We start from the raw sequence: 24,482 nt of genomic DNA, 5'->3' as shown, positions 1-24,482 counted from the left end.
TTATTCCGTACAGGTCATCAACGCAGGTAATGCATCAGCACGCCCAGCAGGGCAATCAGGCCGATGATCATCGCGAAGGCGTAGTGATAGAGGAAACCGGATTGGGTACGACGCAGCACGCCGGCTGCAACGTCCACAACACGTGCCGAGAGATTGACCACGCCGTCGACGATGTTGCTGTCGATCCAGCGCGAGACCTTGCCCAGCTTGACGCTGCCACCGGCAAAGCCATCGATCCACAGCTTGTCGAAGCCGTACTTGTTTTCCAGCACCGACACCAGCGGAGCGAAGGTCTTGCGCGCCTTGCCCGACAGGTCCGGCTTCCACAGGTAGAACAGTGCGGCCAGCAGGAAGCCCGCAACGGTCAGCATGAACGCCGGAGCCATCATGCCGTGCAGCGCGAAGGCGACCGGGCCGTGGAACTCCTCACCCAGGAAGCCGATGGTGTTCTTGGCCGGATCGTAGAAGTCGACGATTCCGGTGAAGAACGTATGCGCCTGGCCCTTGATGGCATCGTGGGCATGGTGGCCGGCCCAGTCGGTGCCGTACAGCATCGGACCGATGCTGAAGAAACCGATGGCGATCGACGGGATGGCCAGCAGGATCAGCGGCAGGGTCACCACCCACGGGGTTTCGTGCGGCTCATGCGGACCGTGGCCATGGCCGTGGTCATCGTGATGCGCATCGCCGTGGTGGGCGTCGGCGGCGTGGTGATCGTCATGGCCGTGACCATGATCGTCATGATGCACGTCGCGGAAACGCTCCTTGCCGTGGAAGGTCAGGAACAGCAGGCGGAAGCTGTAGAAGCTGGTGACGATCACGCCACCCAGCACTGCCCAGTAGCCGTAGGTGGCCACCCAGTTGTTGGACAGGTGCGCGTGCAGCTCGGCGGCCTCGATGATGGTGTCCTTCGAGTAGAAGCCGGAGAAGAACGGCGTACCCACCAGTGCCAGCGTACCGATCCACATGGTGATGAAGGTGATCGGCATGTACTTGCGCAGGCCACCCATCTTGCGCATGTCCTGCTCGTGGTGCATGGCAATGATGACCGAGCCGGCACCCAGGAACAGCAGCGCCTTGAAGAAGGCGTGGGTCATCAGGTGGAACACGGCTGCCGAGTAGGCCGACACGCCCAGTGCAACCGTCATGTAGCCCAGCTGCGACAGCGTGGAGTACGCGACGACGCGCTTGATGTCGTTCTGCACGATACCGATCAGGCCGGTGAAGAAGGCGGTGGTGGCACCGATGAACAGCACGAAGTTCAGCGCGGTCTGCGACAGCTCGAACAGCGGCGACATGCGGGTGACCATGAAGATGCCGGCGGTCACCATCGTCGCGGCGTGGATCAGTGCCGAGATCGGGGTCGGGCCTTCCATCGAGTCGGGCAGCCACACGTGCAGCGGGACCTGGGCCGACTTGCCCATGGCACCGATGAACAGGCAGATGCAGATGACGGTGGCGATCGACCAGATCACCGGCTCGTTCAGCAGCTGCATGCCCAGGAGGGTGCCGTCCCAGATCTGCAGCTGGGCGCGCGGGTCGGCCAGCATGCCGGCCTGCGAGAACACCTGCGAGTAGTCCAGGGTGCCGAACACCCACAGCACGCCGGCGATGCCGAGCAGGAAGCCGAAGTCGCCGACGCGGTTGACCAGGAACGCCTTCATGTTGGCGAAGATCGCGGTCGGGCGCTTGAACCAGAAGCCGATCAGCAGGTACGACACCAGGCCCACCGCTTCCCAGCCAAAGAACAGCTGCAGGAAGTTGTTGCTCATCACCAGGGTGAGCATCGAGAACGTGAACAGCGAGATGTAGCTGAAGAACCGCTGGTAGCCCGGATCGTCCTGCATGTAGCCGATCGTGTAGATGTGGACCAGCAGCGACACGAAGGTCACCACCACCATCATCATCGCGGTCAGCTTGTCGACCATGAAGCCGACGTGGGCCGAGTACTGGCCGACTTCGAAGAACGTATAGATGTTCTGGTTGAACGGCTGCGCGCCGCCCCACATCAACTGGTAGAACGTGTACATCGACAGGCCGCAGGCCACCGCGACGCCGAGGATGGTGATGGTCTGCGCGCCGAAGCGCTTGACCTGGCGACCGAACAGGCCGGCGATGATGCTGCCGAACAGCGGTGCGAGCACCACTGCGATCAACAGACTCTTGGAGAGAGTGATTTCCATCTGTGGATCAGCCCTTCAACGAATCGACTTCGCCGACATTGATCGTGCGGCGGGTACGGAACAGGGTCACCAGGATCGCCAGGCCGATGGCGGCTTCCGCGGCGGCGACGGTCAGGATGAAGAACACGAACAGCTGGCCGGACGGATCGCCCAGCTGGCGCGAGAAGCCGACGAAGTTGATGTTCACCGACAGCAGCATCAGTTCGATCGACATCAGCAGGACGATGACGTTCTTCCGGTTGAGGAAGATGCCGGCCAGGCTGATGGCGAACAGCACCGCGCCAAGCGCAAGGATGTGGCCAAGGGTAATCACGGCTGGGTCTCCTCGCCGGTGGCCGGCTTGCTGTTGCTGTGCACGACCGGTGCTTCGGCACCCATCTTGACCATGCGCAGGCGCTGGCCGGCCTTGACCATGGTCTGCTCGCCCGGGTTCTGGCTCTTGACGCCGGTACGGCGGCGCAGGGTCAGCATCACGGCGGCAACCACGGCCACGGTCAGGATTACGGCGGCGAACTCGAACGGCAGCAGGTACTCGGTGAACAGCGTGCGTGCCAGCCAGGTGATGTTGGAACTGTCGGCGGCGACCGCAGCGGCGTTGTCGGCCGGGAACGGCGTGACCGAGCGTGCCTTGACGCCGATCAGGATCAGCATCTGCGCCAGCATCGCCACCGCGACAATGAGGCCGACCGGCAGGTAGCGCACCCAGCCCTCACGCAGCTTGGTGGGGTCGATGTCCAGCATCATCACCACGAACAGGAACAGCACCATCACCGCGCCAACGTAGACCAGCACCAGCGCCACGCCGAGGAACTCGGCGCCCACCAGCAGCCACACGCAGGCAATGGAGAAGAAGGTCAGCACCAGGCAGAGCACGGCGTGAACCGGGTTGCGCACGCTGATCACCGCACCGGCCGAAACCGTTGCCGCGATGGCGAACACCCAGAAAGCGATATTTACCCAATCCATCTCTCGACCTCAGCGGTAAGCGGCATCGGCTGCACGACGCTCGGCGATCTCGGACTCGAGACGGTCGCCAAGGGCCAGCAGCTGCGGCTTGGTAACGATGTTTTCGCCACGGTTCTCGAAGTGGTACTCGAGGATGTGGGTTTCGACGATCGAGTCCACCGGGCAGCTTTCTTCGCAGAAGCCGCAGAAGATGCACTTGAACAGGTCGATGTCGTAGCGGGTGGTGCGGCGGGTGCCGTCCTCGCGCTTGGCCGAGTCGATGGTGATGGCCAGCGCCGGGCACACCGCTTCACACAGCTTGCAGGCAATGCAGCGCTCTTCGCCGTTGGGATAACGGCGCAGGGCGTGCAGGCCACGGAAGCGCGGCGACTGCGGGAACTTCTCCATCGGGTACATCATCGTGTACTTCGGCTTGAAGCTGTACTTCAGCGTCAGCCAGAGGCCGGCCAGCAGTTCGAGCAGCAGCAGGCTCTTGAAGTAATGGGTAATCCTGTTCATCACTTAGACGCCCTTTTGAATCACGCCGAAGAACACCATGACGGCAGTAACCGCGATCCACAGAATGGCCAGCGGGATGAAGACCTTCCAGCCCAGGCGCATGATCTGGTCATAGCGGAAGCGCGGGAAGCTGGCACGGAACCAGATGTAGGCACTGGCGAAGAAGAACACCTTGACGAACAGCCACGGTGCACCGCCCTTCCAGATCCAGTCGACCAGCGGCGAGACGTTACCCAGATCAAGCCAGCCCTGGACCGGGCTCAGCCAGCCGCCGAGGAAGAAGATCGAGATCAGGAAGCTGATCAGGATCATGTTCGCGTATTCGGCCAGGAAGAACAGGGCGAACGCACCGCCGGAGTACTCGACCATGTGGCCGGCAACGATTTCCGATTCGCCTTCCACCACGTCGAACGGCGCGCGGTTGGTTTCAGCCACGCCCGACACCCAGTAGATGACGAACAGCGGGAACAGCGGCAGCAGGAACCAGTCGAAGAAGCCGGAACTGCCGGCCTGCGCAGCGACGATGTTGCTCAGGTTCAGGCTGCCCGAGGCGATCATCACGCCAACCAGGGCGAAGCCCATGGCGATTTCGTAGCTGATCATCTGCGCCGAGGCGCGCATGGCACCCAGGAACGCGTACTTCGAGTTGGATGCCCAACCGGCCAGGATGATGCCGTAGATGCCCAGCGAGGTCATCGCCAGCAGGTACAGCAGGCCGGCGTTGGCATTGGACAGCACGATCTGCGAATCGAAGGGGACCACCGACCAGGCCGCGAAGGCCGGGGCCAGGGTGATCAGCGGTGCCAGCAGATAGATCGCCTTGTTGGCGCTGCTCGGCTGGACCACTTCCTTGAACAGCAGCTTGAAGACGTCGGCGAAGGCCTGGAAGATGCCCATGCCCACGTACATCGGGCCGTGGCGGACGTGCATCCAGCCGATCAGCTTGCGTTCCCAGACCACGTAGAAGGCCACCGAGATGATCACCGGCACGGCGATCACCAGGATCTTCAGGATGATCCAGATCAGCGCGCCGATGTCACCGAGGCCCAGCAGCCACTGGTGCAGCGGGTCCACCGCGTTCAACAGCAATTCGTTCATGCAGCCACCACCGATACGCGAGCGGCACCCAGCGGCGCGGTCGCGCCGTGGCCCGATTCAATCCAGACCGAACCCGCAGCGACGCGGGCGTCGACCACCACCGGCAGGGTGGCCTTGCCGGCGTCGGTGCCGACCTTGGCCATCTGCCCTTCCTGCAGCTGCAGGCGAGCGGCATCTTCTGCGTTCAGCACGATGCGCGGGGCGTTGTTGAGCGGATGCGACTGCAGCGCCGGCGCGCGACGGACCACCGCATCGGTGCGGTAGATCGCGGCGGTCGAAGCCACTTCCAGGCCCTCACCGGCAACCGCCGGCTGCGCCGAAGCAGCGACGGTGACCGACACCGGGGCCAGGCTGGCACGCAGGCCGGCCAGGTCGGTAAAGTCGAAACCGGCCAGCGCCATGTCGCCGCCCAGTGCGCGCAGCACGCGCCAGCCTTCGCGGGCCTCGCCCGGCAGCTTGCCGCCGGCACGGGCCGACTGCTCGCGACCATCGAGGTTGGTCAGGGTGGCATCGATTTCCGGCAGCGCACCGATCGGCAGGATCACGTCGGCAACGTCGCGGGTCGAGGCGCAGGCGAACTGGCTGAAGGCCACCACCTGGGCACCGGCCAGCGCCTTGCGGGCGGCCGGGGCGTCGGCGAAGTCCAGGCCCGGCTCAAGGCCGTACACCACGTAGGCCTGGCGCGGCTGCGCCAGCATCGCGGCGACGTCCTTGCCAGCCGGCAGCACGCCGGCGCGGGTGAGGCCAACGGCGTTGGCGCCCTGCGGGATGCGGCACAGCTTGGCACCGGTAGCGGCAGCGAAGTCACGCGCGGCAGCGCGGATCGCGGCAGCCTGCGGGTGGTTCTCGGCGATGCCACCAACGATCAGCACGGTGTTGTTGCCGCCCTGCACTGCCGAACGCAGCTCGGCGTTGGCCAGCGCGTCGACGAACTTCGACGGGGCAACGATCTGCTTGCCGGCGACACTGAAGGCGAAGTCGAAGTCCACCGGATTGACGACGTGGATCTTCGCGCCCTTGGTGGTCTGCGCCTTGCGCAGGCGAGCGTGCAGGAGCGGCAGTTCGTGGCGGATGTTGCTGCCCAGGACCACGATGCGGTCGGCGCCCTCGATCTCGGCCAGCGGCAGGCCGAACACTTCGGCGGTTGCGGCGTCGGAGAAATCGCGATTGTTGATGCGGTGGTCGATGTTGCCCGAGCCCAGGCCCTTTGCCAGGCGGGCCAGCAGTGCGCCTTCCTCGTTCGAGGTCGACGGGTGCACCAGCACGCCCAGGTTGTCGCCCTGGTTGGCCTTGAGGATTTCGGCGGCCGCGGCCAGGCCTTCGGCCCAGCTCACTTCCTTCCACTCGCCGTTGACCTTGCGCAGCGGCTTGACCGCACGGTCTTCGCTGTACAGGCCCTGGTGCGAGTAGCGGTCACGGTCGGACAGCCAGCACTCGTTCACGGCTTCGTTGTCGCGCGGCACGGTGCGCAGCACTTCGCCGCGACGCACGTGCAGGAACAGGTTCGAACCCATCGCGTCGTGATAGCCCAGCGACTCGCGCGCGGTCAGTTCCCACGGGCGGGCGCGGAACTGGAACACCTTGTTGGTCAGCGCGCCGACCGGGCAGACGTCGACGACGTTGCCGGACAGCTCGGTGGTCAGCGGCTTGCCGTCGAAGGTACCGATCTGCAGGTTCTCACCGCGGTACATGCCACCCAGTTCGTAGGTACCGGCAACGTCGGCGGTGAAGCGGACGCAGCGGGTGCACTGGATGCAGCGGGTCATCTCGGTGGCGACCAGCGGGCCCATGTCCTCGTCCGGCACCACGCGCTTGCGCTCGTTGAAGCGGCTGACCGAACGGCCATAGCCCAGCGACACGTCCTGCAGCTCGCACTCGCCGCCCTGATCACAGATCGGGCAGTCCAGCGGGTGGTTGATGAGCAGGAACTCCATCACCGAGCGCTGGAACTTCAGCGCCTTCTCGCTGCGGGTGGCGACCTTCATGCCGTCCATCACCGGGGTGGCACAGGCCGGCGCCGGCTTCGGCGACTTCTCCACGTCCACCAGGCACATGCGGCAGTTGGCGGCGATCGGCAGCTTCTCGTGATAGCAGAAGCGCGGAATCGGAATGCCGGCCTTGTCGGCCGCCTGGATGATCATCGAGCCCTTGGGCACGACCAGCGACTTGCCATCGATCTCGATGGTGACGTGATCGGGTGGGACGCTCGGATTTACGGGTTGCGCGCTCATGCAGCGGCTGCCTCCACCTTCTTGCCGTCAACCATCGAATGACCGTTGACGATGTAGTACTCGAACTCGTCCCAGAACTGGCGCAGGAAGCCCTGGATGGGCCATGCAGCCGCTTCGCCGAACGCACAGATGGTGTGGCCTTCGATCTGCCCGGCCACTGCCTTCAGCTGGTGCAGGTCTTCCATCGTGGCCTTGCCGGCGACGATGCGCTCCAGCACGCGGTGCATCCAGCCGGTGCCTTCACGGCACGGGGTGCACTGGCCGCAGGATTCCTTGTGGAAGAACTGGCTGATGCGGCAGGCGAACTTGACGCAGCAGACGCTGTCGTCGAGCACGACGATCGCACCCGAGCCCAGGCCGGAGCCCAGCGCACGGATGGTGTCGTAGTCCATCGGCAGGCCCTTCAGCTCGGCCGCGGTCAGCACCGGCATCGACACGCCGCCCGGGATCGCGCCCTTGAGCTTGCGGCCCGGGCGCAGGCCACCGGCCATTTCCAGCAGGTCGTCGAAGGTGGTGCCCAGCGGTACTTCGAAGTTGCCGCCGTTCTGCACGCAGCCGGACACCGAGAAGCACTTCGGGCCGCCGTTGGCGGTCAGGCTCAGGCCCTTGAACCACTCCGGGCCGTTGCGGATGATCGCCGGCACCGAACCGTAGGTTTCGGTGTTGTTGATCGTCGACGGCTTGCCGTACAGGCCGAAGTTGGCCGGGAACGGCGGCTTGTAGCGCGGCTGGCCCTTCTTGCCTTCCAGCGATTCCATCAGCGCGGTTTCTTCGCCGCAGATGTACGCGCCGGCGCCCAGCGCGCCGTAGATGTCGATGTCCACGCCGCTGCCGAGGATGTTCTTGCCCAGCCAGCCGTTCGCATAGGCGTCGGCCAGGGCCTGCTCGAAGTGCTCGAACGGCTCGTGGTGGAATTCACCGCGCAGGTAGTTGTAGCCCACGGTCGAACCGGTGGCGTAGCAGGCGATGGCCATGCCTTCCACCACCGAATGCGGGTTGTAGCGCAGGATGTCGCGATCCTTGCAGGTGCCCGGCTCGGATTCGTCCGAGTTGCAGAGGATGTACTTCTGCATGTTGCCCTTGGGCATGAAGGACCACTTCAGGCCGGTCGGGAAGCCGGCGCCACCGCGGCCGCGCAGGCCCGAGGCCTTGACCATCTCGATGACCTGCTCCGGTGGGATCTTCTCTTCGAGGATCTTGCGCAGGGCAGCGTAGCCACCGGTCTTCAGGTAGCTTTCGTACGACCACGGGGTGTCGTAATGCAGGGTGGTATAGACCACCTGGTGCGGCAGCGGCGCGGGGCCGACCGGACCCTTGGATTCGTGGTGATGTGCCATGCCCTTACTCCAGCCCGTCCAGCAGCTCGTCGACCTTTTCCAGGGTCAGACGCTCATGGTAGTGACCGTTGATGACCATCATCGGCGCGCCACCGCAGCCGGCCAGGCACTCTTCCTCGCGCTTGAGGTAGACGCGGCCGTCAGGGGTCGATTCACCGTGCTTGATGCCCAGCTTCTTCTCGCAATGGCGCACGATGTCCTCGGCGCCATTGAGCCAGCAGCTGATGTTGGTGCAGATGGCCACGTTGTTGCGGCCCACCTTCTCGGTCTCGAACATCGAGTAGAAGCTGGCGACCTCGTAGGCCCACACCGGCGGCAGGTCCAGGTACTTGGCCACGCCGGCGATCAGTTCGTCGGTCAGCCAGCCCTGGTTCTGCTCCTGGGCCGCATGCAGGCCCTGCAGCACGGCAGAGCGCTTGCGGTCCGGCGGGAACTTGGACAGCCAGTGATCGATGTGAGCGCGGGTCTTGTCGCTCAGCACCACCATCGGGTCGACGTCGCGCGCCGCCTCGAAATTACCTGTCGCCTTCATCGGCCGACCTCAGCGAAATGCATAACGTGAAATTCCAGAAACTGCGGCGCCGGCTTGCGCCGGCTGCCTGCAGCGGGCGTTGGCGTGGCGGACGGCATTACCGGTCAACCTCGCCGAACACCAGGTCGTAGGTGCCGATCATCGCCACCACGTCAGCCAGCATGTGGCCGCGCACGACCGAATCGATCGAGGACAGGTGGGCGAAGCCCGGCGCACGCAGGTGCACGCGGAACGGCTTGTTGGCGCCATCGGAGACCAGGTAGCAGCCGAATTCGCCCTTAGGGGCTTCCACCGCCGAGTAGGTCTCGCCGGCCGGCACGCAGTAGCCTTCGCTGAACAGCTTGAAGTGGTGGATCAGCGCTTCCATGTCGTCCTTCATGTCCTCGCGCCTGGGCGGAGCGACCTTGAAGTTCTTCACCATCACCGGGCCCGGGTTGGCCTTCAGCCACGCCACGCACTGCTTGATGATGCGGTTGGATTCGCGCATTTCGGCAACGCGGACCAGATAGCGGTCGTAGCAGTCGCCTTCCTTGCCCAGCGGGATGTCGAAATCGACGGCATCGTACTTGGCGTACGGACGCTTCTTGCGCAGGTCCCAGGCAATGCCCGAACCGCGCAGCATCACGCCGGTCATGCCCCACTGGTGGGCCAGTTCGGGCGTGACCACGCCGATGCCGACGGTACGCTGCTTCCAGATGCGGTTGTCGGTCAGCAGGGTTTCGTATTCGTCGATGCGCTTGGGGAACTCGACGGTGAAGTTCTCCAGGAAGTCCAGCAGCGAACCCTCGCGCGAAGCATTGAGCTGCTTCAGCGCCTTGCCCTTGTGCCAGCGCGATTCCTTGTACTTCGGCATGTGGTCCGGCAGGTCGCGGTAGACACCGCCCGGACGGTAGTACGCCGCGTGCATGCGCGCGCCGGAAACCGCTTCGTAGCAGTCCATCAGCTCTTCGCGTTCGCGGAAGGCGTACAGCATCACCGCCATCGCGCCCAGGTCGAGCGCGTTGGAGCCCAGCCACATCAGGTGGTTGAGGATGCGGGTGATTTCATCGTACATGGTGCGGATGTACTGGGCACGCTCCGGCGCCTCGATGCCCATCAGGGTCTCGATCGCGCGCACGTAGGCGTGCTCGTTGCACATCATCGACACGTAATCCAGGCGATCCATGTAGCCGATCGACTGGTTGAACGGCTTGGACTCGGCCAGCTTTTCGGTACCACGGTGCAGCAGACCCACGTGCGGGTCGGCGCGCATGATGGTTTCACCGTCCATTTCCAGGATCAGGCGCAGCACACCGTGAGCGGCCGGATGCTGCGGGCCGAAGTTCATGGTGTAGTTGCGGATTTCCTGCCGGCTCTCGGCGGCGTTGCTGGCGAATGCTTCGCCGGCCTGGTGTACGTGGCTCACTTCACTGCCTCCTGCGCGCGCTCACCTTCTGCGGTCTGCAGACGGGCGTCGTCGCGGATCACGCGCGGCACGCCGACACGCGGCTCCACCGAGGTGACCGGTTCGTAGATCACGCGCTTCTTCTCTTCGTCGTAGCGGACTTCGACATTGCCGATCAGCGGGAAGTCCTTGCGGAACGGATGGCCGACGAAACCGTAGTCGGTCAGGATCCGGCGCAGGTCCGGGTGGCCTTCGAAGATCACGCCGTACAGGTCGAACGCCTCGCGCTCGAACCAGTTCAGGCCCGGCCAGATGCTGGTCAACGAGGACACCACCGGCAGTGCTTCGTCGGGGGCGAAGCAGCGCAGGTGCATCATCAGGTTGTGCTGGTAGGAACGCAGCTGCGCGACCACGGCGAAGCGCTGGGTCGGCATGTGCTGCGGGCGGGCACCGTCGGCACCGTTTTCCTCGGTGGGGAACTCGCCCCACGCGAAGCGGCCCTGGGCCTTGCCTTCGACGCCTCGGCTGAAGCCCTGCGAGGACACATCGGCGGTGTCCCATTCGTCGGAGCCATAACCGAGGTAGTCGACGCCGCAGAGATCCACGGCCTGCTCGAAACCAAACTCGTCACGCAGCGCCAGGGCGGTGGCGTGCCACTCGGCGGCAGGCACTTCCAGCGTCACTTCGCCGCGGGGTTCGACCACGATGACCTTCGCACCAGCGAAACGTGCGGAGAGTCGGTCGATGAAGGATGCTTGCTCTGCCATGGGGGCTTGGCGCGCTCTAGTCAGGTGAAGGGGTCAGCGGGCGATGGTCTGTGTACGCCAGATCTTCTTCTGCAGCTGCAGGATCCCGTACACCAGCGCCTCGGCGGTCGGCGGGCAGCCCGGGACGTAGACGTCCACCGGCACCACGCGATCACAGCCGCGCACCACAGAATAGGAGTAGTGGTAGTAGCCGCCACCGTTGGCGCAGCTACCCATCGAGATGACCCACTTCGGGTCCGGCATCTGGTCGTAGACCTTACGCAGCGCCGGGGCCATCTTGTTGACCAGGGTACCGGCCACGATCATCACGTCGGACTGACGCGGCGACGGGCGGAACACTACGCCGTAGCGATCCAGGTCCAGGCGCGCGGCGCCGGCGTGCATCATCTCGACGGCGCAGCAGGCCAGGCCGAAGGTCATCGGCCACATCGAGCCGGTGCGCGCCCAGTTCAGCAGTGCGTCGACGCTGGTGGTGACGAAGCCCTTTTCCAGCAGCGGGTTGTCGCCTTCCGGCCGCAGGATGTCATCAACCCGGCCTTCCGGCGACGGATTGTTCATGAGGCCATCGAGAGTCTGAATCACTCCCATTCCAGCGCTCCCTTCTTCCAGACGTAAATGAAACCGAGGAAAAGCATGCCGACGAACAGGCCCATGGTGACCAGCGAACGGGCGCCCAGTTCCATGAAGACCTGGGTCCACGGCACGATGAAGATGATTTCCAGGTCGAAGACGATGAACTGGATCGCGATCAGGTAGTAGCGCACGTCGAACTTCATGCGCGCGTCTTCGAAGGCTTCGAAGCCGCACTCATACGGCGACAGCTTTTCCAGATCGGGGCGGCGGGGACCGAGGAATCGACCAACCAGCATCAGCGTAACGCCGATACCGGTGGCAACGATCAGAAACAGCAGAGACGGCAAATATTCGGCCAGCACAGCGATTCTCTCTTGCCTCTGCCGCTGCGCCTGCAGGCGCTTTGGCATGGGGGAGTGGACGGGAACCTGCCTGGCGCCTTGCGCGCCAGACGAACCCGCTTTACTTACAAATGGTGCCCAAGAGGGGACTCGAACCCCTACGACTTGCGTCGCTACCACCTCAAGGTAGTGCGTCTACCAATTCCGCCACCTGGGCAAACGATCACATCAGACTATCTTTCCGATGCGCCGCGTATTGTAACCGGCTTCAGTCTTTCTGGGAGCCTTCCGAAGGCTTTTCTTCACCAGAAACCGAAGATTCCGCCTGAGCCGGCACATTGGCGGCCGGAACCGGGGCTGCCGGGACCGCATCGGCCTTCGGGACGGCCGGCAGCTCGCCCGCCGGAGCCGCCGGAGCGGTCGCTGCCGGGGCGGACATCAGACCCAGATCCTGGTCGGCCGCCGGACGGGTGCCGTGACCGGCATACCAGGCCATGAAGAGGCTGATGCCAAAGAACACGACAGCCAGCCACTTGGTCGACTTGGACAGGAAGTTCGAGGCGCCACGCGCACCGAACACCGTGCCCGAGGCACCGGCACCAAAGCCCGAACCTGCCGCCGCACCCGAGCCACGCTGCATCAGGATCAGCGCGATCATGGCCACAGCGACCAGCACGTAGACGACATTGAGGATCAACATCAGCATTGGAAACCGCCCTCGGACAATACTTCTAGGATTAGTTCGCGGCCGCCGCCCGTGCGATGGCCAGGAAGTCCGCGGCCACCAGGGAGGCGCCGCCGACCAGCCCACCATCGACATCCGGCTGCGCGAACAGTTCCCCGGCATTGTCGGGCTTCACGCTACCGCCGTAAACAATGGGCAGTGAATCGGCGATTCTAGCATCGATACGCGCGACTTCGCCACGGATGAACGCGTGCACCTGCTGCGCCTGCTCCTTGCTGGCGGTACGGCCGGTGCCGATGGCCCAGACCGGCTCGTAGGCGACCACGGCGCTGGCGAAACCGGCCGCACCGACCAGTTCCAGTACCGGCGCCAGCTGGCTGGCGATGACCGTTTCGGTCTGCCCGGCCTCTCGCTGTTCCAGGGTCTCGCCCACGCACAGCACCGGGACCAGGCCAGCATGCTGGGCGGCGGCGAACTTGCGCGCGACCAGCTCGCTGCTTTCATGGTGGTACTGGCGGCGTTCGGAGTGGCCGACCAGGCCATAGCGGGCCCCGACCTCGACCAGCATGGCTGCGCAGACCTCGCCGGTGTAGGCGCCCTTCTCGTTGCTGCTGACGTCCTGTGCACCAAAGGCCAGGCCGGTCGCGCCGAAGTCCTCGACCAGCTCGCCCAGGTACGGCAGCGGCGGCAGGATCACCACGTCCACGCCCTCCAGCGGCAGCCCGGCGGCCACCTGCTCCAGCAGTTCAGTGGCGAATTGACGGCTGCCGTGCAGCTTCCAGTTTCCGGCGACGATCTTGCGGCGCATGAGCGGGTGGCTCCTGTGTGAAGTCAGCCGCTCATGATACCCGCTACGGCAAAAATCCGTTTCTGTGTAAGCGGTTACATGGGTTTTCAGCCAACGGCGCAGCCCCTCGTGGCCGGGGGCGGGGTTTGGTTGGTCGCGGAGAGCCCGACTAGATCTGGGGCTTGGCCGGGCGGGTGGGGATGGCGGGGGACGCCGTAAACCCGTCCGTGGGGGCTCGGCCGCGGCATCCATGCCGCGGACACCCCCGTCATCCCCACCCGCCCGACCTCTGACACATTCCGGCGGTTCCGCCCGCCACGGAAGGAAAAAAGATGAGCAAGAGCAAAGGCAAAAGCTGCATTCCGGGTTGCTGCCGGCTGGACCAACCCCCTAACCCACTTCGATCTGACAGATCTCATCCACGCATGGCGTGGATCTACCGCGTCGACCACGGTCGACACCTACCCAGCGCCACCGGGAAACCGTCGAAGGCGGGGCGGTGTGGGTTGGCAGGACCGTTGGCGCCATGGATGGCGCCATCGAGCCCCCAAGGACGGGTTCACGGCGTGTACTGCCAACCCACGCCGCCCCGCCCAACACGCAGAAACCCAGAGCCGATTTGGCTTTGGGCCTTGGCTTTGGCTTTGGCCTCTACGGGTGCAGGGCGAAGCCCTGCAAAGAAAAAGGCCGCCTTTCGGCGGCCTCACTTCTCTTTACTTCAGCTTGATCTCGCGCAGGCGCTCCTCGAGGAAGCCGTGGGCGGTGATCGGCTCCGGGTACCGGCTCGGGTTCTCCGGGGTGATGCACGAGGGCAGCACGTCGATCAGGAAGTCCGGGTTCGGGTGCAGGAAGAACGGCACCGAGTAGCGCGGCTGGCGCGCCAGCTCGCCCGGAGGATTGACCACGCGGTGGATGGTCGACGGATACACATGATTGGTCAGGCGCTGCAGCATGTCGCCGATGTTGACCACGATGGTGTCCGCGTCCGAGGTGAACGGCACCCACTCGCCGTCGTGCGACTGCACTTCCAGGCCCGCGGCACTGGCACCCACCAGCAGGGTGATGAAGTTGATGTCGCCATGAGCACCGGCACGAACGTTCGGGATGTCGTCGGTGGTGATCGGCGGGTAGTGGATCGGGCGCAGGATCGAATTGCCGAAGTTGGTCTTGTCGGCGAAGAAATTCTCCGGCAGGCCGATGTGCAGGGCGAGCGCCGACAGCACGCGCGACCCCAGGTTGTCCAGCGCCTGGTACAGGCCGTACCCCCGCTCGCGGAAGCCCTCTACTTCGGTCGGCCACAGGTTCGGCGCCATCACGTCACGGTACTTGGAGTCGTCAGCGATCTCGCGGCCGATGTGCCAGAACTCCTTCAGGTCGAAGTGCTTGGAGCCCTTGGCGGTCTCCACGCCGAAGGGGGTATAGCCGCGGGCCCCGCCGCTGCCAGGCACGTGGTACTTGCGCTTGACCTCTTCCGGCAGGGCGAAGAAGGCCTTGAAGGCATCGTAGGCCGCGTCGATGTCGGCCTGCGGGATGCCGTGGTTGCGGATGCCCGCGAATCCCCATTGGCGATAGGCCGCGCCCAGCTCGGCCACGAAGGCCTCGCGGTCGCTGTCGAAACGGGTGATGTCGAGGGTGGGGATCTGGCTCACAGCGGTTCCTGGCTTGTCATTGGGTCTGGGGGGCCAGCGCATTCATGGCCCGCCTGAACATTGTGACAGATCGCCCGGGGGACGCCACTCGATACGAAGAAACAAACCGATACAATGCGCGACCCGCGCGCGGATTAACGCTTCCGTCACGTGGCGCCCGACCTTTTCCCCGCTCCCTGAATCCGCTTCGCCATGTCTGCAGCCGCCCCTGCCGCACTCGCCCTTGAAGGCTCCACCCGGCGTTGGCGCCGGCTGGCCTGGTGGTCGCTGTTCGTCGCCGGCAATGCAGTCCTGGCTGCGGCGATCGCACTGGGCAACGTGCCGCTGCGGGACAATCCAGGCGGCAGCGCGGGCCTGGCCTACCTCGCGATCGCCCTGCCCGGCCACCTGCTCGCGTTCGGCGCGCTGGCCGGCCTGCTGCCGTTGCTGCTGGGGCTGTGGCCACGCACTGCCCGTACGCTGAGCATCAGCGCCGTTCTCCTGCAGGGCCTGTGGCTGTGCCTGCTGCTGGTCGACGCCAAGGTGTTCACCCTGTATCGCTTCCACCTCAACGCCATGGTCGTGAACATGGTGTTCGGCGGCGCCCTGCAGGACCAGGTCGCCCTGTCCTGGAAGACCTGGCTGCAGGTCGCGCTGCTGGTCGCCGCGGTCTTCGCCGCCGAAGGCCTGCTGGCCTGGGCGTGCTGGAAGCTGCTGCCGGCAGTGCCGCGCCGGCGACGGGTGCTGCAGGCGTGGGCAGCGGTCGCGCTTCTGATGGCCGGCGGCCAGGTGGCCACCGCCTACTACGACGCCCGCGGCGACCGCGATGTGATCGCGCAGTGGAACTACCTGCCGTGGGCGCAACCGATCACCGCCAAGAGCTTCATGCGGCGCCTGGGCGTGGTCAGCCAGCAGCAGGCCGGCCTGCCCGACCCGCGCCATGCGCAGCTGCAGTACCCACTGCACCCGCTGCGGTGCCAGAACCCGCATCGTCCCAATGTGCTGATGGTGGTGCTGGAATCGCTGCGCCAGGACGTGCTGACACCGCAGCTGATGCCCAATACGTCGGCGCTGGCGCAGGACGCGCGCGTGTTCGACCAGCACTTCAGCACCGGCAATGCCACCCGCTACGGCCTGTTCGGGCTGCTGTACGGCCTGCCCGGTGGTTACTGGCCAAGCATGCTCGACGAGCAGCGCGGCTCGCAGCTGTTCCAGGTGCTGGGCCAGCAGGGCTACGGCCTGCACCTGTACGGCAGTGCGCCGTTGTACAGCCCGGAATTCGATCGCACGGCATTCGCCGATGTGCGCGACCAGCTGCACCAGGGGCCATCGGCACTGAAGTCCGACGGCCGCGACCGCGCGATCATCAGTGCACTGCAGCAGGACATCCGCGCCAGCCAGGCGGCGCAGCGCCCGTGGTTTGGCTTCGTGTTCCTCGACTCCACCCACGCGCCGTACCACATGCCCGATGGTTACCCGCCCGTGGCGACGCCGATGGCTGCGGACATCGACTTCCTCAAATTCGGCCCGGAGCATGACCCGACGCCGGAACTCAACCGCTACCGCACCGCCGTGCACTACGCAGACAGCCTGATCGGCTCGCTGCTGGACGACCTGCGCGCACAGGGCCTGGCCGAGGACACCATCGTGCTGGTCACCGGCGACCATGCCGAAGAGTTCAACGACCTCAAGCTGAACTATTGGGGCCACAACGGCAACTTCTCCGACTACCAGCTGCAGGTCCCGTTCGTGCTGCATTGGCCAGGCAGGGCCACTGGCCGCGACGCCCGCACCAGCTCGCACGAAGACTGGGTACCGACACTGATGCGCCATGCACTGGGCTGCGAGAACGCGCTGAGCGATTACAGCACCGGCCAGGACCTGCTGGCCGAACCGCAGGGCCCGCGTGCCCTGGTGGTCGAAAGCTGGTCGCAGCGCGCGATACGCCATGGCGACGCGATCTACGTGTTCGACAAGTTCGGCAACGCCACAGCGCTGGACCGGCACTACCTTCCGCTGCCCCAGCAGGCCCCTGATGCGGCTGCCGTACGCACTGCATGGGAAGCATTGACCCGCTTCCGCAATCGTTGACCTTCAAGGATCGATCCCGCATGAACCGTCCGCTGCGCATCCTGCACACCGAAGCCGCCAAGGGAATGGGCGGACAGGAGATCTACATCTTCCGCCACATGCAGGTGATGCGCGCGCGTGGCCATGAGGTGGCGCTGCTGTGCCAGCCCGAAGCGCGACTGGCCAAGCTGGCACGCGACGACGGTTTCACCGTGCACACCCTGCGCATGGGGGGCCTGCTGCGCCTGCTGCGCGGCATCTGGTCGGTCTCGCGCCTGGTGCGTCGCGAGCGCTACGACGTGGTCAACACCACCAGCCGCCGTGACGCGCTGATCGCCGCCGCCGGTGCACGCCTGGGCGGCACACCGCTGGTAATACGCTCGCGCCACCTGATGAGCCCGGTCAACTCGCTGCTGACCTATACCGGCCTGCCGCACCGGGTGATGACCGTCAGCAGCTTCGTCAAGCAGCTGCTGACGGAGCGCGGCATTCCGGCCGAGCACATCGGTATCGTGCCGCCAATTGCAGTCCCGCCGCGCTGGAGCGAGATCCGCAAGGCCGATCCCTGGCAATGCCTGCAGGAGGTGCGCGCGGAGGTGCGCGCCGAGCTCGGTTTCGGCGAGCAGGACATCGTGGTCGGTTGCGTGGCGGTGCTGCGCGGACCCAAGGGCCATGCCGACCTCCTGCAGGCGATGGTGCCGCTGTGCAGGACGCATCCGAACCTGCACCTGGTGGTGATCGGCGATGGCCAGCCGATCATGGATCGGCTGCAGGCGCTGCGCGACGAGAATGGGCTGCAGCAACAGGTCCACCTGCTCGGCTATCGTGACGGCGCGTGCCGGCTGATGGCCGGCTTCGACATCTTCGCGCTGGCTTCGCACAAGGAAGCGGCCGGTACCGTGTTGCTGGAGGCTGCCTATGTCGGGGTACCGATCGTGGCCACGCGCGTAGGTGGCGTGCCGGAGATGGTGGTCGAGGGCAGCAATGCGATCCTCACCCGATTGGGCGACAATGCAGCCCTGACAGGCGCACTGCGCCTGCTGGTGGAAGATCCGGAACGGCGGCGGCAGATGGGCCGCGCCGGGTGGGACTGGATGCACAGCGCGCACCGGTTCACCCCCGATGGCCACGGTGAGACCACCGAACTCTACTACCGCCAGTGGCTGAAGGAGCTGGGACATGGCTGATGCCCGAACCGTACCGGTGCTCATGCACCACCACGTCAGTCCGTCGCCGGGCATGATCACCGTGTCACCGGAAAATTTCGAAAGCCAGATCGCCTGGTTGGCCGGCAACGGCTGGACTTCGCTGACACTGGACCAGTACGCCGGCTTCCTGGCCGGCAAGCCGGTGCCGCGCAAGTCGATCGCGATCACCTTCGACGATGGCTACCTGGACAACTGGGTGTATGCGCACCCGATCCTGCAGAAGTACGGCATGCACGCAGTGGTGTTCGTGGTCACCGGCTGGATGGGTGAAGGCCCGGAGCGGCCCCACGCGGGGCTTGCCGGGGCAGTGCTGCCTGCCACGCCGGACCACCGCGGTTGCGAAGCGGCGATCTACGAGCAGAACCGCAGCGACGACGTGATGATGCGCTGGAGCGAAGCGCGCGCGGCCATCGCCGCCGGCACCTTCGAAGTGCATTGCCACACCCATACCCACACCCGCTGGCTGCGCCGCGACGACCTGGACCGCGCACAGCGCCGTGCGGGCCTGAGCCACGACCTGGCAGTCTCGCGCGAAGTCCTGCGGGACAAGCTCGGCGAGGTGTCCGATACGCTGTGCTGGCCTTACGGCGATTTCGACCAGGACCACATCGAGGTGGCACGCGAGCACGGCTTCCGCTACCTGCACACCACCCACCCGTTCGGCCGTAACGTAGTCGGCGGCGATCCGGAACGCATCTACCGCTTCGCGATCCGCAACCGCCCGGCGAGCTGGTTGCGCAAGCGCATCGCCCAGAGCTACGCCCCCCTGATCGCGCCGCTGTTCAATGGCTTCAAGGCGCGGCAGAAGAAGATGGTGCCGGGGCCGTGAGCCTCGCGCAGCCTTGCCGCCTGAACGAAAAAACGCCCCGGCTTTACGGGGCGTTTCTGTTTGGGCGAATGCGCAGCTGCCTCAGGCGGCGGCTTCACGTACCGCCGCGGACAGGCGGTCCAGCGTGTCCTGCATCAGCGTTGCATCGTCGGCCTCGACCGTGACACGCACCACCGGCTCGGTACCGGACGGGCGAAGGAACGCACGGCCACGGCCGGCCACTGACTGCTGCGCGACGGCCAGCGCGGCCTGCACGCTGTCGGCCTGCACGGTGGCCTTGGCCGAGACATTGCCCAGCCGCACGTTGACCGTCTTCTGCGGCACCCGCACCAGCCCCTTCAATGCCTGGCGCAGGGTCTGCCCGCTGTTGCGCAACGCCACCAGCACCTGCAGCGCACTGACGATGCCGTCACCGGTGGTGGCCCGATCCAGGCACAGCAGGTGGCCGGAGGCTTCGCCGCCGAGCACCCCACCGCCTTCGATCAGCGCCTGGTGCACATAGCGATCACCGACATTGCTGCGCACGAACGGAATCTGCAGATCGGCGAAGGCCTTCTCCACGCCGTAGTTGCTCATCAGCGTGCCGACCACCGGGCCGCGCAGGCGGCCTTCGGCTTTCCATGCCCGGGCCAGGATGTAAAGCAGGTCGTCGCCGTCGACCGGGTTGCCCTGGTCGTCGGCCATCAGCACGCGGTCGCCGTCGCCGTCGAAGGCAATGCCGAGATCGGCGCGGGTTTCGCGGACCTTGGCCGCGAGATTGTCGATATGGGTGGAGCCCACGCCGGCGTTGATGTTGACGCCGTTGGGCTCGGCGCCAATGCCGATCACCTCGGCACCCAGCTCGCGGAACAGCAGCGGTGCGATCTGGTAGGTGGCGCCGTGCGCGCAGTCCAGCACCAGGCGTACGCCACGCAGGTCGAACGCGCGCGGCACGCTGGCCTTGCAGAACTCGATGTAGCGGCCGACCGCCTCGCGGCCACGCGACGCCTTGCCCAGCTTCTCCGATTCGACGGTGGTGAACGGAACGTCCAGCGCCGCTTCGAGGGCAAGCTCGGTGGCATCGTCGAGCTTCTCGCCCTGAGCGGAGAAGAACTTGATGCCGTTGTCGTAGTGCGGGTTGTGCGAGGCACTGATGACGATGCCGGCATCCACGCCCAGCGTACGGGTCAGGAACGCCACCGCCGGAGTCGGCATCGGCCCCAGCAGCTGCACGTCGGCACCGGCGGCCACCAGGCCGGCTTCCAGTGCCGCCTCGAACATGTAGCCGGAGATGCGGGTGTCCTTGCCGATCACCACGATCGGCCGGCGCCCGTCCTGGCCGCGCTGGGCGACCAGGACACGGCCCAGGGCGTTGCCCAGGCGCAGCACGAAGTCGGCCGAGATCACGCCCTGGCCGACCCGGCCACGGATGCCATCAGTACCAAAGTACTTGCGGCCTCCCATCAAGCCACCTCCGGCGCCGGCTGACGGCCCAGCATCGCCAGCAGGTCGGACAGGCGGTCGCGCAGCTCGCGGCGATCGCAGATCTGGTCGATGGCACCATGTTCGAGCAGGAACTCCGAGCGCTGGAAGCCTTCCGGCAGTTTCTCGCGCACCGTCTGCTCGATCACGCGCGGGCCGGCGAAGCCGATCAGCGCCTGCGGTTCGGCGATGTTGATGTCGCCCAGCATCGCAAAGGAGGCCGAGACACCACCGGTGGTCGGATGGGTCAGCACCGAGATGTACGGCAGCCCGGCTTCACGCAGCTTGCCCAGCGCGGCCGAGGTCTTGGCCATCTGCATCAGCGAGAACAGGCCTTCCTGCATGCGGGCGCCACCGCTCTGCGAGAAGCACACGTAGGGCGCACCGATCTCGACCGCGGTTTCTGCGGCCAGTGCGAAACGCTCGCCGACCACCGAGCCCATCGAGCCGCCCATGAAGGCGAAGTCGAAGGACGATGCCACCAGCGCACGGCCCTTGAGCAGGCCGCGCATGGCGATCAGCGCGTCGTACTCGCCGGTGTTCTTCTGCGCGATCTTGATGCGCTCGCTGTACTTCTTCTGGTCCTTGAACTTGAGCAGGTCGGTCGGCCCCAGGCGCGCACCGATCTCGGTGGTGCTGTCGGCGTCGAACAGGGCGGCCAGGCGCGCGCGCGCGCGGATCGCCATGTGATGGCCGCACTTCGGGCAGACTTCCAGGTTCTCTTCCAGTTCCGGACGGTACAACGCGCTGCCGCAGTTGCTGCACTTTTCCCACAGGCCCTCGGGGACACTGCGCTTCTTGCTGGGGGTGTTGTCGGTGCGGATGCCGGACGGCATCAACTTGCTGAGCCAACTCATGCGGGAGGACACTTCCGTTCAGGGCGGCCCGGGGGCCGCAAAGGCGGACAGTCTAGCTCCGCTTTCCCCGCCCGTGCACCCCCTTGTCAGCCGCGGGGCAGCGGGAAAAAACCATGCTGGGACGTACGTTTAGGTGCTGGACGGTGCCCGCCGCCGGCCGGCAGCCCTTGCGTGCAGACCTATGGGTAGTGCCGGCCGCTGGCCGGCAGCCCTTGCACGCGAGCCCTCGGGAGGATGCCGGCCAGCGGCCGGCACTACCGTTACGCGTCCAGCGCCTGCCGCAGCGGGGCGAGGAAGGCCCGGGCGCGCTGCACCGCGTCTTCCGCCGAGCCCGCTTCTGCCAGCGCTGCCACCAGCGCGCTTCCGACCACCACGCCATCGGCCTGGCGGGCCATGGCTGCGGCACTGGCGGCATCCTTGATACCGAAGCCCGCCACCACCGGCACCGACGCGCGCGCGCGCAACGCCTGCAGGCGGGTACTGGCGGCATCGCTGTCCAGGCGCTCGGACGCGCCGGTGACACCGGCAAAGCTGACGTAGTAGAGATAGCCACGGGCCAGCGCCAGCAGCTTGTCGGCTCGCGCCTCGCTGGTGGTCGGCGACGCCAGCAGGACCAGCGCAAGGCCGGCTGCGTCGAACGCCTGCTGGGCATCGCCCGCTTCTTCCGGCGGCAGGTCGACCAGCAGCACGCCGTCCACGCCGGCGTCAACGGCGGCCTTGGCGAAGGCCGCGTAGCCATGGATCTCCACCGGGTTGAGGTAGCCCATCAGCACCACGGGGGTCTGCGCATCGCGTTCGCGGAACTGCGCCACCGCCTGCAGGACGTAGCGGCTGCCGGCGCCGCGTGCCAGCGCGCGCTCGGAGCTGCGCTGGATGGTCGGGCCATCGGCCATCGGGTCGGAAAACGGCACGCCCAGTTCGATCACGTCGGCGCCGGCCTCGACCAGTGCGTGCATGACCGGCACGGTCGCCTCCAGCGAGGGATCACCGGCGGTGACGAAGGGAATCAGCGCCTTGCGCTGCTGTTCGCGCAGACGCAGGAAGCAGGCATCGAGTCGGGATACGGGCATGTCAGGCACATCCTTCAATCAGTTCAATCGCATCGCTGGTTCCCCAGTACATCCGGGTGACCTTCCCTTCAAACAGTTCCAGGCGGATGCCCAGGTCCGAACCCGGGTCCTGCCAGGTGAGGTACTCGCCCTGGTCACCGTCGTAGGCATGCGGGCTGGATACCGGCGGCTTCGGGAACTGCGCCATGGCCTGGGCACGGGTCATGCCGATGCGCAGGCCGAAGGGACCGGGCTGTTCAACCGGCAGCTCCGGGTCGTCGCCCGGCTTCAGATCAAATCGGACCACGCGGTCGTCGTCGGTCATCATCGACACGCCCGGCGGCAACCCCCTGCCGTCGTAGTACTCGCAGTCGCCTTCGAAGAACTCTTTCGCGCCCTGTGCCTTCCACGGCCCCAGTGACTCCAGGTCCCCCATGTGCTGACCAACCAGCACTTCGCCGGCATGGTCCAGTGCAACCGAGGCGACGGCGGGGGCGTTGTCGTCGTTGCTCTCTTCCCCAGACGGCGGATCGACGATCGGCGTACGCGCCATCGGGTCGAGGTCATCGTTGGCGGCCGGCTGCTGTGCGGGCTGCGCGGTGGCTTTGGCAGCCGGCGCAAGCACTGGCGGTTCCGGCGGCTGGCACGCGGCCAGGCCCAGCACCAGCAGAAGCACCCCGCTGTTCCGCAGCAGCGCGCTCACAGCACCAGCCCTTCGCGCGCGGCGATGGTGTGCACGTCCTTGTCGCCACGGCCGGACAGGTTGCACAGCACGATCTGGTCACGCGGACGCTCACGCGCCAGCTTGATCGCCTGTGCCAGTGCGTGGCTGGACTCCAGTGCTGGCAGGATGCCCTCGGTATGCGCCAGCAGGTGGAAGGCCTGCAGCGCTTCTTCATCAGTGATGCCCAGGTAGCGCGCACGGCCGGTATCGGCCAGGAAAGCATGCTCCGGGCCGACGCCCGGATAGTCCAGGCCGGCCGACACCGAGTGGGTCTCGATGATCTGGCCATCGTCGTCGCACAGCACATAGGTCCGGTTGCCATGCAGGACGCCCGGCCGACCGGCGGCGATCGATGCGGCGTGGCGGCCGGTGCCGATGCCGTCGCCGGCGGCTTCAGCGCCGACGATCTCGACCTGGCGATCGTTGAGGAAGGCGTGGAACAGGCCGATGGCGTTGCTGCCGCCGCCGACGCACGCGGTGATCGCATCGGGCAGGCGACCATACTCGGCCAGCATCTGCTCGCGCGCCTCGCGGCCAACGATGGCGTTGAAGTCACGGACCATGCGCGGATACGGATCCGGGCCGGCCACGGTGCCGATGATGTAGAAGGTGTCCTGCACGTTGGTCACCCAGTCGCGCATCGCTTCGTTGAGCGCGTCCTTCAGGGTGGCCGAGCCGGAGGTGACCGGCACCACCGTCGCGCCAAGCAGCTTCATGCGGTAGACGTTGATCTTCTGCCGCTCGATGTCGGTGGCGCCCATGTACACCACGCATTCCAGGCCCAGGCGGGCGGCAACGGTGGCACTGGCAACACCGTGCTGGCCGGCACCGGTCTCGGCGATGATGCGCTTCTTGCCCATCCGCGCGGCCAGCAGCGCCTGGCCGATGGTGTTGTTGATCTTGTGCGCGCCGGTGTGGTTCAGGTCTTCGCGCTTGAGCAGGATCTGCGCGCCGCCGACATGGTCGCTCAGGCGCTGGGCGTGGTAGATCGGGCTCGGCCGGCCCACGTAGTGGGCCAGATCGCGGTCGTAGGCAGCCTGGAATGCCGGGTCCTGGCGGGCCTGGTCATAGGCCTGGGCCAGTTCCTGCAGCGGACCCACCAGGGTTTCGGCAACGAAGCTGCCGCCGTAGCGGCCGAAATGGCCCTGGGCATCCGGGAAGGCGTGGTAGTCGGCAATGGGGGAGGCAGACATGGAAGCGACCGCTGGTTCGAGACAGGTGGATACTCTAGCGCACAGGTCTTGACCGGAAAATGGATATTATCTGGCGCATAT

General features: G+C 66.0%; 23 protein-coding genes and 1 tRNA gene. 3 read left to right on the top strand and 21 right to left on the bottom strand.

Annotation, left to right across the window (positions count from 1 at the left end):
* Window positions 1-17: 17 nt before the first annotated feature.
* From nuoL to ACM0PY_RS05305, 16 genes are all read right to left on the bottom strand, one after another.
* On the bottom strand, window positions 18-2,183 hold the full coding sequence (gene nuoL / locus ACM0PY_RS05380; protein WP_134972444.1) for an NADH-quinone oxidoreductase subunit L: 2,166 nt from the start codon (window positions 2,181-2,183) through the stop codon (window positions 18-20).
* Window positions 2,184-2,190: 7 nt separating this feature from the next.
* Window positions 2,191-2,496, bottom strand: coding sequence for an NADH-quinone oxidoreductase subunit NuoK (gene nuoK / locus ACM0PY_RS05375; RefSeq protein ID WP_005417921.1), 306 nt, complete (start codon window positions 2,494-2,496; stop codon window positions 2,191-2,193).
* Window positions 2,493-3,149: an NADH-quinone oxidoreductase subunit J gene (locus ACM0PY_RS05370; protein ID WP_005417923.1), complete on the bottom strand. Its 657-nt coding sequence runs from the start codon at window positions 3,147-3,149 to the stop codon at window positions 2,493-2,495. Before ACM0PY_RS05370 ends, nuoK begins: the two co-directional genes overlap by 4 nt.
* A gap of 9 nt (window positions 3,150-3,158) precedes the next feature.
* Window positions 3,159-3,647, bottom strand: coding sequence for an NADH-quinone oxidoreductase subunit NuoI (gene nuoI / locus ACM0PY_RS05365; protein WP_005417924.1), 489 nt, complete (start codon window positions 3,645-3,647; stop codon window positions 3,159-3,161).
* A gap of 3 nt (window positions 3,648-3,650) precedes the next feature.
* Window positions 3,651-4,745 (bottom strand): NADH-quinone oxidoreductase subunit NuoH, encoded by a 1,095-nt coding sequence (gene nuoH / locus ACM0PY_RS05360; RefSeq protein WP_005417931.1) that lies wholly within the window; start codon window positions 4,743-4,745, stop codon window positions 3,651-3,653.
* Complete coding sequence (nuoG, locus tag ACM0PY_RS05355) at window positions 4,742-6,976, bottom strand: NADH-quinone oxidoreductase subunit NuoG (RefSeq protein WP_005417933.1); 2,235 nt, start codon at window positions 6,974-6,976, stop codon at window positions 4,742-4,744. The genes nuoH and nuoG overlap by 4 nt, the downstream gene beginning before the upstream one ends.
* Window positions 6,973-8,313 carry an NADH-quinone oxidoreductase subunit NuoF gene (nuoF, locus tag ACM0PY_RS05350; RefSeq protein ID WP_005417934.1) on the bottom strand — a complete coding sequence of 447 codons (1,341 nt, stop codon included), beginning with the start codon at window positions 8,311-8,313 and terminating at the stop codon, window positions 6,973-6,975. The genes nuoG and nuoF overlap by 4 nt, the downstream gene beginning before the upstream one ends.
* Before the next feature lie 4 nt (window positions 8,314-8,317).
* Entirely contained in the window at window positions 8,318-8,845 is a 528-nt protein-coding gene (gene nuoE, locus ACM0PY_RS05345; RefSeq protein ID WP_005410460.1) for an NADH-quinone oxidoreductase subunit NuoE, read from the bottom strand.
* A gap of 97 nt (window positions 8,846-8,942) precedes the next feature.
* Complete coding sequence (locus ACM0PY_RS05340) at window positions 8,943-10,250, bottom strand: NADH-quinone oxidoreductase subunit D (protein WP_005417935.1); 1,308 nt, start codon at window positions 10,248-10,250, stop codon at window positions 8,943-8,945.
* Window positions 10,247-10,996, bottom strand: coding sequence for an NADH-quinone oxidoreductase subunit C (locus ACM0PY_RS05335; RefSeq protein ID WP_010486428.1), 750 nt, complete (start codon window positions 10,994-10,996; stop codon window positions 10,247-10,249). The genes ACM0PY_RS05340 and ACM0PY_RS05335 overlap by 4 nt, the downstream gene beginning before the upstream one ends.
* Window positions 10,997-11,029: 33 nt before the next feature.
* Window positions 11,030-11,584, bottom strand: a complete 555-nt coding sequence (locus ACM0PY_RS05330) for a NuoB/complex I 20 kDa subunit family protein (RefSeq protein ID WP_005417936.1) — start codon at window positions 11,582-11,584, stop codon at window positions 11,030-11,032.
* Window positions 11,575-11,931 carry an NADH-quinone oxidoreductase subunit A gene (locus ACM0PY_RS05325; protein ID WP_005417937.1) on the bottom strand — a complete coding sequence of 119 codons (357 nt, stop codon included), beginning with the start codon at window positions 11,929-11,931 and terminating at the stop codon, window positions 11,575-11,577. Before ACM0PY_RS05325 ends, ACM0PY_RS05330 begins: the two co-directional genes overlap by 10 nt.
* A 111-nt stretch (window positions 11,932-12,042) precedes the next feature.
* A tRNA-Leu gene (locus tag ACM0PY_RS05320) sits at window positions 12,043-12,127 on the bottom strand.
* Window positions 12,128-12,178: 51 nt separating this feature from the next.
* Complete coding sequence (gene secG / locus ACM0PY_RS05315) at window positions 12,179-12,616, bottom strand: preprotein translocase subunit SecG (protein WP_049415231.1); 438 nt, start codon at window positions 12,614-12,616, stop codon at window positions 12,179-12,181.
* A 31-nt stretch (window positions 12,617-12,647) separates the two neighbouring features.
* Entirely contained in the window at window positions 12,648-13,403 is a 756-nt protein-coding gene (gene tpiA, locus ACM0PY_RS05310; RefSeq protein WP_111200649.1) for a triose-phosphate isomerase, read from the bottom strand.
* A 692-nt stretch (window positions 13,404-14,095) separates the two neighbouring features.
* Window positions 14,096-15,073 (bottom strand): isopenicillin N synthase family dioxygenase, encoded by a 978-nt coding sequence (locus tag ACM0PY_RS05305; protein ID WP_049414703.1) that lies wholly within the window; start codon window positions 15,071-15,073, stop codon window positions 14,096-14,098.
* A gap of 150 nt (window positions 15,074-15,223) precedes the next feature.
* Here ACM0PY_RS05305 and ACM0PY_RS05300 point away from each other — a divergent pair, with 150 nt between their 5' ends.
* Genes ACM0PY_RS05300 through ACM0PY_RS05290 form a run of 3 tightly spaced genes read left to right on the top strand, consistent with a single transcriptional unit; the run spans window position 15,224 to window position 19,117 of the window.
* Complete coding sequence (locus ACM0PY_RS05300; protein WP_414609329.1) at window positions 15,224-17,101, top strand: DUF3413 domain-containing protein; 1,878 nt, start codon at window positions 15,224-15,226, stop codon at window positions 17,099-17,101.
* Between the two features lie 20 nt (window positions 17,102-17,121).
* A complete protein-coding gene (locus tag ACM0PY_RS05295) occupies window positions 17,122-18,267 on the top strand; it encodes a glycosyltransferase family 4 protein (RefSeq protein ID WP_134972208.1) in 1,146 nt (381 codons plus the stop codon).
* Complete coding sequence (locus ACM0PY_RS05290) at window positions 18,260-19,117, top strand: polysaccharide deacetylase family protein (RefSeq protein WP_180884597.1); 858 nt, start codon at window positions 18,260-18,262, stop codon at window positions 19,115-19,117. Before ACM0PY_RS05295 ends, ACM0PY_RS05290 begins: the two co-directional genes overlap by 8 nt.
* Before the next feature lie 81 nt (window positions 19,118-19,198).
* On the opposite strand, the gene glmM is transcribed toward ACM0PY_RS05290, so the two are convergent.
* From glmM to trpB, 5 genes are all read right to left on the bottom strand, one after another.
* The gene (glmM, locus tag ACM0PY_RS05285) at window positions 19,199-20,560 is read right to left on the bottom strand and encodes a phosphoglucosamine mutase (RefSeq protein WP_072168494.1); all 1,362 of its coding nucleotides are present in this window, start codon (window positions 20,558-20,560) and stop codon (window positions 19,199-19,201) included.
* Window positions 20,560-21,435, bottom strand: coding sequence for an acetyl-CoA carboxylase, carboxyltransferase subunit beta (accD, locus tag ACM0PY_RS05280; protein ID WP_005417947.1), 876 nt, complete (start codon window positions 21,433-21,435; stop codon window positions 20,560-20,562). Before accD ends, glmM begins: the two co-directional genes overlap by 1 nt.
* Before the next feature lie 260 nt (window positions 21,436-21,695).
* On the bottom strand, window positions 21,696-22,505 hold the full coding sequence (gene trpA / locus ACM0PY_RS05275) for a tryptophan synthase subunit alpha (RefSeq protein WP_005417949.1): 810 nt from the start codon (window positions 22,503-22,505) through the stop codon (window positions 21,696-21,698).
* 1 nt (window position 22,506) lies between these two features.
* Window positions 22,507-23,187 (bottom strand): hypothetical protein, encoded by a 681-nt coding sequence (locus tag ACM0PY_RS05270; RefSeq protein WP_134972856.1) that lies wholly within the window; start codon window positions 23,185-23,187, stop codon window positions 22,507-22,509.
* Window positions 23,184-24,401, bottom strand: coding sequence for a tryptophan synthase subunit beta (gene trpB / locus ACM0PY_RS05265; protein WP_005417953.1), 1,218 nt, complete (start codon window positions 24,399-24,401; stop codon window positions 23,184-23,186). Before trpB ends, ACM0PY_RS05270 begins: the two co-directional genes overlap by 4 nt.
* Between the last annotated feature and the right edge of the window lie 81 nt (window positions 24,402-24,482).

Source organism: Stenotrophomonas sp. BR163 (genome assembly GCF_047520985.2).
GTDB classification, from domain to species: Bacteria; Pseudomonadota; Gammaproteobacteria; order Xanthomonadales; family Xanthomonadaceae; genus Stenotrophomonas; species Stenotrophomonas sepilia.
This window is presented reverse-complemented; position numbering and strand designations above follow the sequence as displayed.

Bases quoted from the DNA above. Each gene is read 5' to 3' on its own strand.
- ACM0PY_RS05330 (WP_005417936.1), bottom strand. From the start codon at position 11,584: ATGGGAGTGATTCAGACTCTCGATGGCCTCATGAACAATCCGTCGCCG.
- glmM (WP_072168494.1), bottom strand. From the start codon at position 20,560: ATGGGAGGCCGCAAGTACTTTGGTACTGATGGCATCCGTGGCCGGGTC.
- nuoI (WP_005417924.1), bottom strand. From the start codon at position 3,647: ATGAACAGGATTACCCATTACTTCAAGAGCCTGCTGCTGCTCGAACTG.
- tpiA (WP_111200649.1), bottom strand. From the start codon at position 13,403: ATGCGCCGCAAGATCGTCGCCGGAAACTGGAAGCTGCACGGCAGCCGT.
- ACM0PY_RS05370 (WP_005417923.1), bottom strand. From the start codon at position 3,149: ATGGATTGGGTAAATATCGCTTTCTGGGTGTTCGCCATCGCGGCAACG.
- ACM0PY_RS05305 (WP_049414703.1), bottom strand. From the start codon at position 15,073: ATGCGCTGGCCCCCCAGACCCAATGACAAGCCAGGAACCGCTGTGAGC.
- ACM0PY_RS05335 (WP_010486428.1), bottom strand. From the start codon at position 10,996: ATGGCAGAGCAAGCATCCTTCATCGACCGACTCTCCGCACGTTTCGCT.
- ACM0PY_RS05290 (WP_180884597.1), top strand. From the start codon at position 18,260: ATGGCTGATGCCCGAACCGTACCGGTGCTCATGCACCACCACGTCAGT.
- nuoE (WP_005410460.1), bottom strand. From the start codon at position 8,845: ATGAAGGCGACAGGTAATTTCGAGGCGGCGCGCGACGTCGACCCGATG.
- nuoH (WP_005417931.1), bottom strand. From the start codon at position 4,745: ATGAACGAATTGCTGTTGAACGCGGTGGACCCGCTGCACCAGTGGCTG.
- secG (WP_049415231.1), bottom strand. From the start codon at position 12,616: ATGCTGATGTTGATCCTCAATGTCGTCTACGTGCTGGTCGCTGTGGCC.
- ACM0PY_RS05300 (WP_414609329.1), top strand. From the start codon at position 15,224: ATGTCTGCAGCCGCCCCTGCCGCACTCGCCCTTGAAGGCTCCACCCGG.
- trpB (WP_005417953.1), bottom strand. From the start codon at position 24,401: ATGTCTGCCTCCCCCATTGCCGACTACCACGCCTTCCCGGATGCCCAG.
- ACM0PY_RS05295 (WP_134972208.1), top strand. From the start codon at position 17,122: ATGAACCGTCCGCTGCGCATCCTGCACACCGAAGCCGCCAAGGGAATG.
- nuoG (WP_005417933.1), bottom strand. From the start codon at position 6,976: ATGAGCGCGCAACCCGTAAATCCGAGCGTCCCACCCGATCACGTCACC.
- accD (WP_005417947.1), bottom strand. From the start codon at position 21,435: ATGAGTTGGCTCAGCAAGTTGATGCCGTCCGGCATCCGCACCGACAAC.
- nuoL (WP_134972444.1), bottom strand. From the start codon at position 2,183: ATGGAAATCACTCTCTCCAAGAGTCTGTTGATCGCAGTGGTGCTCGCA.
- nuoF (WP_005417934.1), bottom strand. From the start codon at position 8,313: ATGGCACATCACCACGAATCCAAGGGTCCGGTCGGCCCCGCGCCGCTG.
- trpA (WP_005417949.1), bottom strand. From the start codon at position 22,505: ATGCCCGTATCCCGACTCGATGCCTGCTTCCTGCGTCTGCGCGAACAG.